Origin of the sequence: Marivita sp., assembly GCF_022763305.1 — a bacterium.
Taxonomy (GTDB): Bacteria; Pseudomonadota; Alphaproteobacteria; order Rhodobacterales; family Rhodobacteraceae; genus Marivita.
Window position 1 is genome coordinate 63,968 of sequence record NZ_JALEGT010000017.1, and the last position, 14,202, is coordinate 78,169.

Annotated in this window: 13 protein-coding genes; 6 read left to right on the forward strand and 7 right to left on the reverse strand. The window is 61.6% G+C overall.

Annotation, left to right across the window (positions count from 1 at the left end; translation table 11 throughout):
* Window positions 1-2: 2 nt before the first annotated feature.
* The gene (locus tag MRY75_RS02825) at window positions 3-467 is read left to right on the forward strand and encodes a hypothetical protein (protein ID WP_292305632.1); all 465 of its coding nucleotides are present in this window, start codon (window positions 3-5) and stop codon (window positions 465-467) included.
* Between the two features lie 19 nt (window positions 468-486).
* On the opposite strand, the gene MRY75_RS02830 is transcribed toward MRY75_RS02825, so the two are convergent.
* On the reverse strand, window positions 487-1,020 hold the full coding sequence (locus tag MRY75_RS02830) for a MarR family transcriptional regulator (RefSeq protein WP_292305633.1): 534 nt from the start codon (window positions 1,018-1,020) through the stop codon (window positions 487-489).
* 124 nt (window positions 1,021-1,144) lie between these two features.
* Between MRY75_RS02830 and MRY75_RS02835 the strand changes: the two genes are divergently transcribed.
* The 5 genes from MRY75_RS02835 to MRY75_RS02855 all read left to right on the forward strand — a co-directional run bounded on the left by MRY75_RS02835 (window position 1,145) and on the right by MRY75_RS02855 (window position 8,130).
* Window positions 1,145-2,914: a thiamine pyrophosphate-binding protein gene (locus MRY75_RS02835; RefSeq protein WP_292305634.1), complete on the forward strand. Its 1,770-nt coding sequence runs from the start codon at window positions 1,145-1,147 to the stop codon at window positions 2,912-2,914.
* A 413-nt stretch (window positions 2,915-3,327) separates the two neighbouring features.
* Window positions 3,328-5,409 carry a 3-hydroxyacyl-CoA dehydrogenase NAD-binding domain-containing protein gene (locus tag MRY75_RS02840; protein WP_292305635.1) on the forward strand — a complete coding sequence of 694 codons (2,082 nt, stop codon included), beginning with the start codon at window positions 3,328-3,330 and terminating at the stop codon, window positions 5,407-5,409.
* Window positions 5,410-5,412: 3 nt separating this feature from the next.
* Complete coding sequence (pcaF, locus tag MRY75_RS02845; RefSeq protein WP_292305636.1) at window positions 5,413-6,615, forward strand: 3-oxoadipyl-CoA thiolase; 1,203 nt, start codon at window positions 5,413-5,415, stop codon at window positions 6,613-6,615.
* A gap of 14 nt (window positions 6,616-6,629) precedes the next feature.
* Window positions 6,630-7,295, forward strand: a complete 666-nt coding sequence (locus MRY75_RS02850; protein ID WP_292305637.1) for a glutathione S-transferase N-terminal domain-containing protein — start codon at window positions 6,630-6,632, stop codon at window positions 7,293-7,295.
* Window positions 7,296-7,377: 82 nt separating this feature from the next.
* Window positions 7,378-8,130, forward strand: coding sequence for a GntR family transcriptional regulator (locus MRY75_RS02855; RefSeq protein WP_292305638.1), 753 nt, complete (start codon window positions 7,378-7,380; stop codon window positions 8,128-8,130).
* Between the two features lie 29 nt (window positions 8,131-8,159).
* Here the strand turns inward: MRY75_RS02855 and MRY75_RS02860 are convergent, their stop codons facing one another.
* From MRY75_RS02860 to MRY75_RS02885, 6 genes are read right to left on the reverse strand one after another with little or no spacing between them, the layout of a single operon-like run.
* Window positions 8,160-8,927, reverse strand: coding sequence for an enoyl-CoA hydratase/isomerase family protein (locus MRY75_RS02860; protein WP_292305639.1), 768 nt, complete (start codon window positions 8,925-8,927; stop codon window positions 8,160-8,162).
* A 16-nt stretch (window positions 8,928-8,943) separates the two neighbouring features.
* On the reverse strand, window positions 8,944-9,549 hold the full coding sequence (locus tag MRY75_RS02865; RefSeq protein ID WP_292305640.1) for a flavin reductase family protein: 606 nt from the start codon (window positions 9,547-9,549) through the stop codon (window positions 8,944-8,946).
* 3 nt (window positions 9,550-9,552) lie between these two features.
* Entirely contained in the window at window positions 9,553-10,173 is a 621-nt protein-coding gene (locus tag MRY75_RS02870; protein ID WP_292305641.1) for a carboxymuconolactone decarboxylase family protein, read from the reverse strand.
* Window positions 10,173-11,363, reverse strand: coding sequence for a CaiB/BaiF CoA-transferase family protein (locus MRY75_RS02875; protein WP_292305642.1), 1,191 nt, complete (start codon window positions 11,361-11,363; stop codon window positions 10,173-10,175). The genes MRY75_RS02870 and MRY75_RS02875 overlap by 1 nt, the downstream gene beginning before the upstream one ends.
* A complete protein-coding gene (locus tag MRY75_RS02880) occupies window positions 11,363-12,172 on the reverse strand; it encodes an alpha/beta fold hydrolase (protein WP_292305643.1) in 810 nt (269 codons plus the stop codon). Before MRY75_RS02880 ends, MRY75_RS02875 begins: the two co-directional genes overlap by 1 nt.
* On the reverse strand, window positions 12,169-14,133 hold the full coding sequence (locus tag MRY75_RS02885; protein ID WP_292305644.1) for a TRAP transporter fused permease subunit: 1,965 nt from the start codon (window positions 14,131-14,133) through the stop codon (window positions 12,169-12,171). The genes MRY75_RS02880 and MRY75_RS02885 overlap by 4 nt, the downstream gene beginning before the upstream one ends.
* Between the last annotated feature and the right edge of the window lie 69 nt (window positions 14,134-14,202).

Genomic DNA, 14,202 nt, shown 5'->3' on the forward strand with positions numbered 1-14,202 from the left:
CCATGACCTACCAAGACAGGACGCAAAGCTCTGACATCCCCAAGCTGGCTCCGGGCGATATCGTGGCCATCGACACCGACCGCGGCATCCGCCACGCGCAGATCACCCATCTGCGCGCGCCCTACCCGGACGTCCTGCGGGCCATCGAACCGACCGGCGCGTCCGAACCCGCCGATATCGCAAAAGGGAAGACCGCGTTCATCGCCATGGTCGAATTGGCCCGCGCACTCAGGGACGAGACCGTATCGACCCGGGTGATCGGACATGCCACGATCCCGCAGGCTGACCGGGCCTTTCCCACCTTCCGCCTGCCCATCCGCAACAAGGCGGGCGAGATCGTCTACTGGTGGGCGTGGGATGGCGAGGGGTTGTCCGTTGCCTCGGAGGCGGGCGTCACAGATCTGCCAATCCGCGAGATCCTCCCGGTAGCGCGGCTTCGCGCACGGTTGGCCGACCTTGGCGGGTAATGCTCCCGCACCCGTCCCGTCAGACGTTCCCCCCACGCGTCGGCGGGATGCGCAGCCCGCGCGCCTCGGCCTCGGCCTCGTCGCGTTCGAGATTGCCAAGGATGTGGATCAGAAGGGTCCGAAGCTGTTCGGACGTCTCAGGATCAAGCCCTTGCAGCGCGGTTTCGTTCGCATCCACCGCCAGCGGCTCCAGAACAGACTTCAGGCTCCGGCCATGATTGGTCAGATAGACATGCTGCTTGCGCCGGTTTCCGTCTTCCGTCCGACGAATGATCATGCCCTGCGCCGCCATTTTGGTCAGCGCGGTGTGAACGGTCGGTTCGGTCAGATTGGCGCGCTCGCTCAGCTGGCGCTGGGTCAGCCCCTCTTCTTTCCACAGAATCCGCAGAAAGACCCATTGCCCAAAGGACACGTCGCTGTCTGCAAGGCGACGCGTCAGCGACCTGTTGAAGCCCCGCGCGCACAGTCGGATCAGGTGTGCGACACGTTCGTCGCGATACTGTTCGGGCAGGTCATCCCGGCTGCGCGGCGCCGCACCGGGCTCACGGTCCATTCGGTTCATAGGCCTCAGATCAGAAAACTCACTTCGACCGGCACGGTAACAACTCAGCGGCATGCCGACAATCGCTTGCTGCATCACACCGGCGGACTGCAGGCATTGGAAGGTTAGCAAACGCATGACACATATCGACCGGACCCAAATCGACAAGCCCGAACCCCATACCGGCTCCGGACGGTTTGGCAGCGACCTGATTGCAGAAACCATCAGAGCACTTGGCGTCCAGCATGTGACCCTGAATCCGGGATCGAGTTTTCGGGGTCTGCATGACAGCCTTGTCAATCACCTCGGCAACCGGAACCCACAGATGCTTTTGTGCCTGCACGAAGAACACGCCGTGTCGATTGCACATGGCTGGGCCAAGGTCACGGGAGAACCAATGGCGGTGCTGCTTCATGCAAATGTCGGCTTGATGCACGCGTCGATGGCCATCTACAACGCGTGGTGCGACCGGGTGCCCATGGTGATCTTCGGTGCGACGGGACCGGTGGATGCCGATCAGCGACGGCCCTGGATCGACTGGATTCACACGTCGCGGGATCAGGCCGCGCTGGTCCGGCCGTTTGTGAAATTCGACGACCAACCGGCAAGCCTTGCAGCCTCACTCGAGGGAATCGCCCGGGCCCATGCGATCACCCGGACCGCGCCGCATGGACCAACCTACGTCTGTTTCGATGTGACGGTTCAGGAAGATCCCGCCCCGGACAATGTCCCAGTACCAGACATCGCGCGCTATCAACCGCCCGAGCCTCCCTCCGTAGCCCACAAGACCGTTGCAACCCTTGTGGAGATGCTGAAGGCTGCCTCGAAACCGGTATTCCTCATGGGTCGCATGTCCCGGTCCGAAGACGACTGGGCGCGCAGAGTTGCCCTTGTCGAAGCGACGCACGCGAAAGTCATCACCGACATCAAGACCGGTGCCACCTTCCCCACCGATCACCCGGCGCATGTCGGCCCGCCCTCATTCTTCATCGCCTGCGCGCCCGCTCAGGCTTTGGCCGAAGCCGATTTGATCCTCGCCTTCGACTGGGTGGACACAGCCGGAACCCTGCGGCAGGCCAAGGCCAGCGCCGACCTGATCAACATCACGCTGGACCACCAACTGGCCAATGGCTGGTCGCTGGACCACATGGCTCACCCGCCTGCCCGACTGCATATCGCGGCTTTGCCGGATACGATGATCGCGGCTCTCACCGACGCGATGGATTTGGACAGGACACCATTGGCCAACGGCACGCCACGCGCGGATACGCCGATTGACGCGCCTGACGGTCCCCTGTCCATGCCGAATTTCGCGGCTGCACTGGCTGCGGGCCTTGGCGACGAAACGACCTGTCTGGTGCGTCTGCCGCTTGGTTGGGACGGTGGCAGTCGGCCTTTCCGGCACCCGCTGGACTACCTCGGGTATGACGGCGGTGCCGGAATCGGATCAGGTCCCGGCATGCTAGTGGGCGCCGCGCTGGCACTGGAGGGCTCGGGCCGCATCCCGGTCGGTGTTCTGGGCGACGGCGACACGATGATGGGGATCTCGGCGTTCTGGACAGCAGCGCGCTACGGCATTCCCCTGATCGCCATCGTCTGCAACAACCGGTCCTACTTCAACGACGAAGTTCATCAGGAAAAGGTGGCCGTCATGCGCGGTCGACCGGTCGGCAACAAGTCCGTTGGACAGACCATCGCAGAGCCCGACATCGACTTCGGCAAACTGGCCGAGGCACAAGGCTTGCACGCGATCGGCCCGGTCAGCACCACGCAGGATCTTGTCGCCGCCATCGCCGAGGCTCTCGAAACAGTCCGCGCCGGATCACCGGTTCTCATCGACGCGCGGGTGGAACCTGAATACGCCGAGGCGATGTCAAAAGGCATGACAGACAGCGGTGGCGCTTGACCTGCGGTCGAACCAGCGCACTTGCACTGGCGGCCCACGATGTCGCAGCACACCTTTGCATCGGGCGGCTCACAGTTGGAATGGGTGACCCAGACTGCCGTCCATCATCGACATTCAGCTGTAAGCCATGAGCATGGCCGACAGCTTTTGACCTTACCGACAGTTTGGGCTCAGTCAGAAAGTCCGCTGTTGTAGTCAGGGTTAGTTCACGCCGAAACAGACGTGGCTCAGCGATGATGGTTCGGTCCATGTGGTGACCGACCCGAGTGAGCACCTTCAGGTGCAGCGACAGAGCAACCATTTTTGCAACCATTAAAGCTATACATATAGCTTTTTATTCAATATAGCTCCACAAGAGCCCTGCCCGACTGTTCGGCCACGGTGTCGTCCTGACCGAAAAGGGGAAGTGACCTTTGACAAAACACCAGATCCCCACGGCCGAAACACCGATTTCCTATCAGCTTCGCGGCACGGTCGCCGTGCTGACCATAGACAACCCGCCGGTGAATGTGGGCTCGCAGGCAGTGCGCCTTGGGCTGGTGCATGGGATCGAACGCGCGACGTCCGACGGCGTTGCCGGGGCCATCATCATCGGCGCGGGAAAAACCTTCATTGCCGGATCGGACCTCAAGGAGTTCGGTCGCCCGCTGGACTGGCCGCAATTGCCGGATGTCATCGCAGCCATCGAAGAAGCGCCGTTTCCTGTCGTCGCCGCGCTGCACGGCGTGGCGCTTGGCGGCGGACTGGAACTTGCCCTCGGTTGCGACTACCGCATCGCGGCCCCGGGCACCAAGGTTGGCTTGCCGGAAGTATCCCTGGGTTTCGTACCGGGTGCAGGCGGCACCCAGCGATTGCCGCGCCTTGTCGGTGTGTCGCGTGGCATCGAATTGATCTGCAATGCATCGCGGATCGCAGCGGATCATGCTCTGGATATCGGCCTGATTGACGCGGTCGTGTCAGGCGACCTACTGGACGCCGCCTTGGATTTTGTGGGCCAACACCCGGAAAAGCGCCCGGTTCGGAGCATTGCGACCCCATCCGAGACGCACGACGTGATCGAAGCGGCGGCCAGCAAGGCGCAGAAGCTTGGGAAGAACCGCCCGAACATTTCAGAGGCCATTCGATTGATCCGGCGCGCCACCGAGCCCGAAATGGCAGATGCTCTCGCCGATGAACGCAGGGTTTTTCAGGACATGCGGGTCGGGCCGGATGCCACAGCCCTGCGTTATCTCTTTTTTGCAGAGCGCCGGGCGGCGACTGTCGAGGGGCTGGATGGACGCTGCGCCAAAACCATTGCCCAAGTCGGTGTCGTGGGTGGCGGAACCATGGGCCAGGGCATCGTCCGCGCCTGTCTCAAGGCAGGTCTGCCCGTGACATTGCTGGAGCGCGACGAAACCGCCTTGCGGATGTCACTGGAAAAGGTCGGCGCGCATCTTGATGCGCAGGTTGCAAAGGGCCGCCTTGATCCAAAGGACCGCGCCGAGCAATCAGAACGGCTGTCCGGAGCTGTCGATCCCGGCGTGTTGGCACAATGCGACTTGGTGATCGAGGCTGTCTTTGAGGACATGCAGGTCAAACGCGAGGTGATCAGCCAGCTCGAGCCGGTCCTGTCGCCCGACGCGCTGATCGCAACAAACACCTCGTATCTGGATATCGACGCCATGTCCGAGGGGATGGCCTGTCCCGGTCGGCTCATCGGACTGCATTTCTTCAGCCCTGCCGACGTCATGCCACTGCTCGAAGTGGTCCGTGCCGAGCAGACATCCGACACCGCTTTGGCCACCGGTCTCAAACTGGCCCGCACGATGGGCAAACAGCCGGTGGTGTCGCGCGTCGCCGAAGGTTTCATTGGCAACCGGATGTATGCGGCCTATCGGCGGAGGGCTGAATTGCTGGTCCTCGATGGCGCCAGTCCGCAGCAGGTCGATGCGGCGGCCGTCGATTTCGGTTTTGCCATGGGACCCTTTGCGGTCGCAGACATGTCGGGCCTCGATATCGCATGGGCGATGCGCAAGCGTCAGGCTGCAACGCGCGCACCGCAAGCGCGCTATGTCACCATTCCGGACAGACTGTGCGAGGCAGGCCGACTGGGACGCAAGACCGGTGCGGGGTGGTACGATTACAGCAGCGGCTCAGCGCAACCGGATGAGACAGTGGACGCCCTGATTGACGCCGCCCGCGCCGAGGCCGGCGTCACACCACAGAGTTACGACTGTGATACGATCCAGCGGCAATTGCTGGCTGCAATTGTCAATGAAGCGGCGTGTTTGCTGGAAGAAAGCGTCGCACAACGGGCCTCTGATTGTGATGTGACCTTTGCCAATGGCTATGGCTTTCCGCGATGGCGCGGCGGGCCGCTATATTGGGCAGCCCTGCAATCCGCAGACGGGATTTCGGCCGACTTGGCGGCACTTGCAGATGCTGTGGGCTTTGGTCACGTGCGCGGCCCCGTGGATAAAGTTTTGAATGGCATCAAAGACCTGAGGGGAAGCTGACACATGCGTGACGTCTATATCTGTGACTATATCCGCACCCCCATCGGCCGCTACGGCGGGGCGCTGTCAGGTATCCGGGCAGACGATCTGGCTGCGTTGCCTCTGAAGGCTCTGGTGCAACGACACCCGAAGCTTGATTGGGACGCGACCGTGGATGTGATCTACGGCTGCGCCAATCAGGCAGGTGAAGACAACCGGTCGGTCGCACGCATGGCCCTTCTTCTTGCCGGTCTGCCCGAAACGGTGTCGGGCACGACCATCAATCGGCTCTGCGGGTCAGGCATGGACGCGGTGCTGGCAGCGTGGCGCAGACTTGCTGTAGGAGAAGGCGATCTTGCCGTTGCAGGCGGCGTCGAAAGCATGAGCCGCGCGCCCTTTGTCCTGCCCAAAGCGACCAGCGCGTTTTCCCGCCAGACCAGTGTCGAGGACACAACGATCGGATGGCGCTTCATCAACCCGGCGATGCAGCGCATGTATGGCACCGACTCGATGCCGGAGACGGCGGAAAACGTGGCCGAGGATTTTAGCATTTCGCGTGCAGATCAGGATGCGTTTGCGCTGCGCTCGCAAGAACGGGCTGCTGCAGCGATTGCCTCGGGGGCCTACGCGGACGAGATCCTTCCCGTCGAGGTCCCGCAACGGCGCGGAGACCCGATTGTGTTTGACACCGACGAACACCCCAGAGCCACCACATTGGAGCAACTCGCCGCGTTGAAAGCGCCCTTCCGTGAGGGCGGATCAGTCACGGCAGGAAACGCGTCCGGCGTGAACGATGGCGCGGCGGCGATGATCCTTGCCACCGAATACGGCGCCGCGCGCCATGGACTGACGCCTCTGGCTCGCATCATGGGCGGCGCCACCGCAGGCGTAGCCCCGCGCATCATGGGCATTGGACCGGCCCCGGCGACAGAAAAGCTTTGCGCGCAGATTGGCGTCGCACCCACCGCGTTCGACGTGATCGAGTTGAACGAAGCCTTCGCAAGCCAGGCCTTGGCAGTGTTGCGGCGGCTCGGCCTGCCGGACGATGCAGACCATGTGAACCGGAACGGCGGTGCCATTGCGCTTGGTCACCCCTTGGGTATGTCCGGCGCACGTATCACCGGGACTGCAGCGCGCATGCTGGCCAAAGGCCACGGGGCGCGCGCCCTGGCGACGATGTGTATCGGTGTTGGTCAAGGCATCGCAATCGGCCTCAAAGCCGTCTGAAGAGGAGCCCCCAGATGAAATTGCATTGGTCGCCGCGATCTCCGTTCGTGCGCAAGGTCATGATTGTGCTCAAGGAGATTGGCTTCGAGGATCGCGTGGAATTGACACGCAACGTGGTTGCACTGCACATGCCGACGCCCGAGGCGGTCCTGATCGACAACCCATTGGGCAAAATCCCCACACTGGTCACGGACGCAGGCAAACCCCTCTATGACAGCCGCGTGGTCTGTGAGTATCTCGATGGCCTTGCGCAAGGCGGTCTTTTCCCGTCCGATCCCGATGCCCGGATGGATCACCTCTGCTGGCAATCGCTGGGCGATGGGATGACGGATATCCTGTTGCTGTGGCGCACCGAACTGTCTCGGCCAACCGGCGCCTGGGCGTCAGTGACTGACGCGTGGCGCGTGAAAATCCGGGCAGGAATGCGCGCACTCGAAGCCGACGCAGAGCGGCTCTCGGAAGGGCCACTTGGCATCGGCCAGATTTCGGTCGTCTGCACCTTGGGGCAACTTGATTTCCGGTGGTCAGACTGTGACTGGCGCACCCATTTTCCGAGCCTCGCCGCCTTTCACGACCGGATGTTGCTCCGCCGCTCGGTGCGTGACACGGTGCCGGCGGATGACAACGTCGCTGACAACGTCGCGGATATCACTGCAGGGCACCTCTGGTTCGATGCTTAATATCAAAAACCTAGGTTTTGTGATTGATAGCCTCTCACCGCCCCTGTAGCCTGTCCCTCAGGGGATATTCAGGGTATGAGACATGCCGGACACCAAATCCGAAAACGCCACCGTAGCGGCACTGCAGCGAAGCAATGTTTCGCGCTATATCCAGCTGGCAAGCCTGTTTCGTCAACGGATCGAGAGTGGCGAATGGGAAGTCGGCTCGAAAATCCCCACCGTCAAGGAATTGTCTGACCAATGCGGGGTCGCGACGATGACCATCCGGCAGGCGCTTGCCACGCTTGAAAAGGATGGCCTGATCGAGCGCTACCGCGCCAAAGGGACATTTGTGCTGGACCGGCCCAAACGCGACCTGTGGTGCGAGGTCAACACAGACTGGACCGGGATGCTGATCGCGCGTGACAATGCGACGATCAAGATCCTCAGCGACGAACGCAACGTGCCCTTGCCCCGCTACGAAGGCCATATCGGCAATCCGGCCCCGGGCTACCGACACCTTCGCCGTGTGCACATCCGGGACGGGATCAGCTTTCTACTGGCGGATATCTACGTGGATGAACGGGTATGCCCTCAGATCGACGAGGCCGATTACAGCAGGGTGACTGCGATGCGGCTGGTATCGGACATTCCGGGCCAGACCATCGTTGATGCAAACCAGATCGTCACCATCAGTTCTGCAGACCTTGAAACCTCGGACACCCTGAATGTCTCGATCGGTGAGCCGGTGGCAAAGGTTCAGCGGATGGCCGTGAACCAGCAGGGCGATATCATCCTGCTGGCCAATGGCATCTATCGGGGCGACATGATGAAGATCGAATTCAAGCTCAGATGATCCCCCGACCAAGGCCGGGGGCCGCGTGATCAGCTCTTGAAAACCGGCGCACGCTTCTCACGGAACGCAGCCATCGCTTCGGCCGTGTCTTCTGAAGTCGACAGCGCCTTGGTCTGACCCTGCTCGAAGCGGTACCCGTCGTAGATCGACACACCCTCGGTTTGCTGAAAGCTCTTCTTTGCGGCGCGCACGGCCGACGGGCTGGCCTTGGCAATATCGGCCGCGATGCCGCGCGCCGTCTCCAACAGGTCCTCCGGTGCGGTACAGGCAGAGGCCACGTTCATCCGCAGCAGGTCCGGACCGTAAACACGTCGGGCTGTCATGATCATCATCCGGGCATCGCTTTCGCCGAAATGACGGCGGACATGGGCAACCCCACCCGCAAGCCCGACCATCACCTCGGTCATCTGCAGGAACCCTTTTTCGGAAACCACGAGGATGTCACAACACAATGCAGTCACGCAGCCCGCCCCAATGGCCGCGCCATTGACGGCCGCGATAATCGGCTTGGGGCACTCCAGAAGACAGTCGAAACTCGCCCTGACCCGACGGTTGTGCGCGGTGTAATGGCCCGGCTCCTGTGTCGGCCGCTCGGACAGATCGGCACCGGCGGAAAACGCCTTGCCCGCACCCGTAATGATGATCGCGCGCACATCGCTTCGGTCGCCCAGTTGATCGATCACCTCGACCAGTTCCTCGCGAAATCGGTTGTTCTGGGCATTCACCGGCGCACGGTCGATCGTCACAGTGGCGATGAAGTCGCTCACATCGAGCGACAACGTCTCGTAAGTCGTCATGGGGGTCTTGTCCTTTTCAGTCCAGTTTTGGCCGTGTCATCTCGAACGAGACCTCTGGCACGGTATATTCCATGTATCCCATTCGTCCCAGCGGCTTGAGCAGAGTGACATCCACGCGCCCGTCGCGGATTACCGAAGGGTTGATGTGGATACCCACCACCTCGCCGATGGCGACACGATTTGTGCAGGGCGCACCAGTTGACGGCTTGAGTTCGAGAATGTCTGACAGGCGGCATTCGATTGCGACGGGGCTGTCTGCAACGCGCATCACGGGAATGTTCCGGCAGGGCACCGCGGTCAATCCTGCTGCATCGAATTCATCGACATCGGGCGGATACGCGGCAGAGCTTTGATTCATCGCCTCTCTCAGGTCATAGGTCGCGATGTTGACGCAGAACGCACCCGTCGCCTCGGCATTGGTCACGCTGTCTTTTGGGCCGTCCGACGAAAACATGACAAAAGGGGGCTTGCCCGAAATCGCGTTGAAACAGGAATACGGCGCGAGGTTGTGCGTGCCGTTCGGCCCAATGGTGGAAATCCACCCGATCGGGCGCGGAACAACCAGCGCGAGCCACGGATTATGCGGCAGTCCGTGATCTTCGGTGCGGGGATCGTAGAACACCGATCAGGTCCGCGCCGGTGGCAGCACCGACAACACTCCCGCCTCCGTTGGGAGCGAGGCAACAACGCCCTCCGGCAATGGCACGCGGTGCACGTTCAGCGTCATTGCAACCATGGAGTAATACCCGATCACAGCCGTCAGCTCGACCACCCCGACTTCGTCCCATCTCGCCACGATTTTGGCGTAGGTTTCGTCATCCACGTTACCGGTGCAGACGAGTTGACGGGCGAATTCGTAGATCTCGCGGGCGGCATCATCGCCGTTGAATGCCGGAGCAGAGCATGTCCGGATCGCCTCACTGATCGCAGGGTCCAGTCCGGCCTGATCTGCGTCCTTCACATGGATGGCCCATTCCAGATCACTGTTCCAGCGCCGCGCCGTGACGAGGATCGCCAATTCGTTAAGGCGGGTCGGCAAAGAGGTTTCGAACCGCAGCACCTGCCCTAGTCGTTGCCACCGGTCCGCGAGGACAGGATTGTGAAGGGCAGCGCGCAGCGGGCCAACCAACGTCTTGCGCGGGCCGAAAACGATCTGGTCGTAGACGTCGCGTTGCGCCGGGGTCATGGTTTCCAGACTGGGAAAGCTGATCCGGTCCGAGCGGGATTTTGTCGTCGTCTGATCCATCAAATCGTCTCCTCAAGTCCAAGCGCGGCGAGGACTTCGGCAGTGTGTTGACCCAGCAAGGGCGGTGCCTTGTCAAAACTCAATGGCGCGTTGCGGTAATTGAGCGGGCTGACGACCTGCTTCAATTGCCCACCCAGCGGGTGCGGGATGTCGCGCAACATCTCTCGGTGCCTGACCTGCGGTTCCGCGAACACGCGGTCAATCGTGTTAATCGGGCCGGATGGAACGCCCGCCGCAGCGAATTTGGCCACCCATCCATCAATCGTGTCCGAGGCCAGAGCCGTGATCAGCAGTTCTTCCAGCTGTGGCAGGTTTTCGACGCGCGCGGCGTTGGTGGCAAAGTCAGGATCATCCGCCAGCGCAGGTTGGCCGATCACTTCGGCGAATTTGCGGAATTGCCCGTCATTGCCCACGGCAAGAACAATAAAGCCGTCCGAGACCGGATAGACATTCTGCGGCTGAATGTTGGGATGACGATTGCCCCGACGCACGGGTGTCTGGCCCGACACAAGATAATTCATCGCCTGATTGGCCAACATGGCCACGGACACGTCCAGCATGGCGAGATCGATGTGGTCTCCCTGGCCGGTTTGCGTCCGATTGGCCAGCGCGCCCAACACTCCGATTGCGGCGTACATGCCAGTCATGATGTCGACGATCGGAACACCGACTTTTTGCGGTCCACCGCCGGGGGCATCATCCGGGCCGCCAGTGACGCTCATCAAACCGCCCATGCCCTGAATCATGAAGTCGTAGGCCGCGTCGTTCGCCATCGGTCCGGTCAGGCCGAAACCAGTGATCGAACAGTAGATCAGGCCGGGATTCTCGGACTTCAGGTCTTCATAGCCCAGTCCCATGCGATCCAGCGTGCCGGTCTTGAAGTTTTCGAGCACGATGTCGGATTGCGCTGCAAGGGCGCGCACCACCGCGCGGCCCTCTTCGGATTTCAGATCCAGTTCGACCGAGCGCTTGCCACGATTGACGGACAGGTAGTACCCGGCCTCTTTTGTGTTTCTGCCGTCCCTGTCCTTGAGCCAGGGCGGCCCCCATCGACGCGTGTCATCGCCTTCGCCAAGCCGTTCGACCTTGATGACATCGGCCCCCATGTCCGCGAGGATCTGACCGGCCCAAGGCCCCGCCATGATGCGGCTGAGATCAAGCACGCGGATATGCGAAAGTGGTCCGGGCATCAGGTGGTCTCCTTTTGGGACGTGGCATTGATGAAACCCGCAAGCGCATCGTTAAACGCTTCCGGCGCCTGGAAATTCGGTATGTGACCCGCGTCGGCGATGGTGCGGAACCGGGCATTCGGAACTGCGCCGAATTGGGTCGGCACGATATCCGGCATGGCCCCGTCAAGCGCACCGACGAGACCCAGCAGCGGGCAGGTCACTGTCGACACCACAGAGGACAGATCATAGCTTTGCAGAGCATGCGTAGCGGCGGCAAACCCATCGACCGGCGTCGCGGCGATCATCTCGCGCAGGCGTTGCGCCTTCGGATCCTCCGCATCCAGACCCGGAAGCCAGTTTTTCGCCGTCTGCTCGGCGATTGCGGCCATGCCCTCGCGGCGCGCCGTCTCACGACGCTCGGTCCAAAAGGCAACGCGGGCGGGTGCGCTCTTGCAGATACCATCCACAGCCACGAAGCGCTCGAACCTCAGCGGATCGATTGCGTGCGCTGCAAGGCCCGTGGGCACCCCCATGGACAGTCCGACATACGTGCAACGGCCGATGCCCAGATGATCCAGAAGGGCAATCAGGTCTGCGCCATATTGCGCAAAATCCATCGGTCCGGTGGGCAGGCTCGATCCGCCGTGCCCGCGCTGGTCATAACACAGGACTCGGAAGCGATCGGAAAACTCCGAAACCTGGTCCTCCCAGATGCCGAGATCCGTCATCACCGAATTTGAAAACACGATGACATCTGCACCATCCGGGCCAACCAACCGGCCGTTGAGATGCCCCCCATCTTGCAGAGGGATGTGAACTTCGGTCATTCGAAACCCTCTCCTGCCTTGAGATGTTTGGCTTTGGGCGCAGTGATGAAGCCGGCGCCCATCACCGCGACAAGGATTGCCAGCCCCGCCACATCCGAGCGCCATTCCGGCACCAGAAGGCACAGCCCCCCCACAAGCAGCAAAAGCGCCTCCCACCCCGACGCAGGCCGGGCAAGAAAGTAGATATACCGCTCTGATGCCGCAGAGAGCATGAGTATCGACAGGATTGCTGTTGTCACTGCCATGGCGACATGCAGCGCATCACCCTGAAGGATCAGTGCCGGGTTCAGCACAAAGAGGAACGGCAGAACAAACAGGATGGCCCCAAGGCGCATCGCCGTCACGCCAGTTCGCATGGCCGGTGCCTTGGCAATGGACGACGCTGCAACAGCAGCCATGGCAACGGGCGGCGTGATATAGGACAGCATTGCCCAGTAGAGAATGAACAGGTGGCTGGCCATCATGGAGAATCCGCTCTGAACAAGCGCAGGAGCCAGCACAACTGCAAGAAAGATGTAACAGGCCGAGACCGTCATCCCCATTCCAAGGATGAAGCTGGTGAAGGCGCCCACGAGCAGCAGCAGATACGGGTTGCCCCCCGCGTATTGCAGCAACTCTCGGCTGAAGGCATTGCCCACACCGGTGATCGACAACGCCCCGACGACAAGACCCACGCCGGCCAGCACGCCGACCAGCATGCCGATTGTGCGTCCGGTCTCCATGATCATTTCGATCAGCGGTTCGAAGCGGCGGCCTTTCTCGGCACGGAGCAGCGCAGTCGCCAGCAGAAGAAGGGTGACGTAGAACGGCGATTTGGATTCCGCATTGGTCGCCAGCAGGAGAACGACCAAGGCCGCAAGGCTGATCAGGTAGACCCACCCCGAGCGCAAAACCAACCAGATCTTGGGCAGTTGATCGCGCGGCAGCCCTTTCAGCCCGTTGCGCGCTGCGTAGCAATCGGTCTGGATCAGGAGCACGAGATAGAACAGCAGCGCCGGGATTGTCGCCGCAACCATGATATCGGCATAGGGCACGTTCATGAAGGACGCCATGACAAACGCCACGGACCCCATGACCGGCGGCATGAGCGCCCCACCGGTTGACGCACAGGATTCCACGGCACCGGCATAGGCCGCCGGATAGCCACATTTCTTCATGGTCGGGATCGTCATCGAGCCCGTGGAAATGACGTTGGAGATCACACTGCCCGACAGCGACCCGAAAAAACCTGAGGACAGGATCGCCACCTTGGCCGGGCCGCCACGCGCATGACCCATCAGCGCGCTTGCCAGATCCATGAAGAAGACGCCGCCCCCCGACGCAGTCAACGCCACACCGAAGACGATGAACCCGATCAGCAGATCCGCAATCACCCGGATCGGAATGCCGATGATGCTCTCGACGCCCAAAGAATGGCTCAGGACGGTTTCCGACAGTGTCAGCTGAACGCCCCAGAGGAAACCCGGCAATGACCCGGTATAAAGCGGAAACGTCGCAAAAACCGCGCAGATCAGGAACAGCGGGACCCCGGCACACCGACGCACCGCCTCGAGCGCCAGCAGAACAAGCAGGCCCGCCTGCACCGTCACATAACTCGGCGCGAGGAACTCCCACCCCTTGTAAAGGATGCTTTCCGAGTTCGATGCAAAGAACATGCTGACGCCAAAGGCCAGCGCCGCGAGCAGCCAGTCGTACCAGCGCACACTGGTCTTGTCCGCCTCACGCGCAGGCGATGTCAGGAAGGCAACGGGCATGAACAGCCCGACGACGATGTAATAATAGGTCGTCGAAATCGGGCGGAACCCGAACAGCTTCAGATTGAAGATCTGGTTGGTGATGATCGCAAGACCGATCGCGGACAGGGCGAAGACCGCGAACCACGCTGCGCCGTGCAGACGGCTTTCCTTGTTTGTCCAAGGGCGAACAGACGGGGTAGCGACCGTAACGGCGTCGGGTTGCATGCTCAAATCCGGATCGAGTACGTGTGCGATGCGCGCGGGCCGGACAGATAACGGCGTGCCGCCCTTCGG

What these genes read in the sequence shown, in the direction of transcription:
- MRY75_RS02880 (WP_292305643.1), bottom strand. Translation starts at nt 12,172, where the DNA reads ATGACCGAAGTTCACATCCCTCTGCAAGATGGGGGGCATCTCAACGGC.
- MRY75_RS02885 (WP_292305644.1), bottom strand. Translation starts at nt 14,133, where the DNA reads ATGCAACCCGACGCCGTTACGGTCGCTACCCCGTCTGTTCGCCCTTGG.
- MRY75_RS02875 (WP_292305642.1), bottom strand. Translation starts at nt 11,363, where the DNA reads ATGCCCGGACCACTTTCGCATATCCGCGTGCTTGATCTCAGCCGCATC.
- MRY75_RS02825 (WP_292305632.1), top strand. Translation starts at nt 3, where the DNA reads ATGACCTACCAAGACAGGACGCAAAGCTCTGACATCCCCAAGCTGGCT.
- MRY75_RS02855 (WP_292305638.1), top strand. Translation starts at nt 7,378, where the DNA reads ATGCCGGACACCAAATCCGAAAACGCCACCGTAGCGGCACTGCAGCGA.
- MRY75_RS02860 (WP_292305639.1), bottom strand. Translation starts at nt 8,927, where the DNA reads ATGACGACTTACGAGACGTTGTCGCTCGATGTGAGCGACTTCATCGCC.
- MRY75_RS02835 (WP_292305634.1), top strand. Translation starts at nt 1,145, where the DNA reads ATGACACATATCGACCGGACCCAAATCGACAAGCCCGAACCCCATACC.
- MRY75_RS02850 (WP_292305637.1), top strand. Translation starts at nt 6,630, where the DNA reads ATGAAATTGCATTGGTCGCCGCGATCTCCGTTCGTGCGCAAGGTCATG.
- pcaF (WP_292305636.1), top strand. Translation starts at nt 5,413, where the DNA reads ATGCGTGACGTCTATATCTGTGACTATATCCGCACCCCCATCGGCCGC.
- MRY75_RS02870 (WP_292305641.1), bottom strand. Translation starts at nt 10,173, where the DNA reads ATGGATCAGACGACGACAAAATCCCGCTCGGACCGGATCAGCTTTCCC.
- MRY75_RS02830 (WP_292305633.1), bottom strand. Translation starts at nt 1,020, where the DNA reads ATGGACCGTGAGCCCGGTGCGGCGCCGCGCAGCCGGGATGACCTGCCC.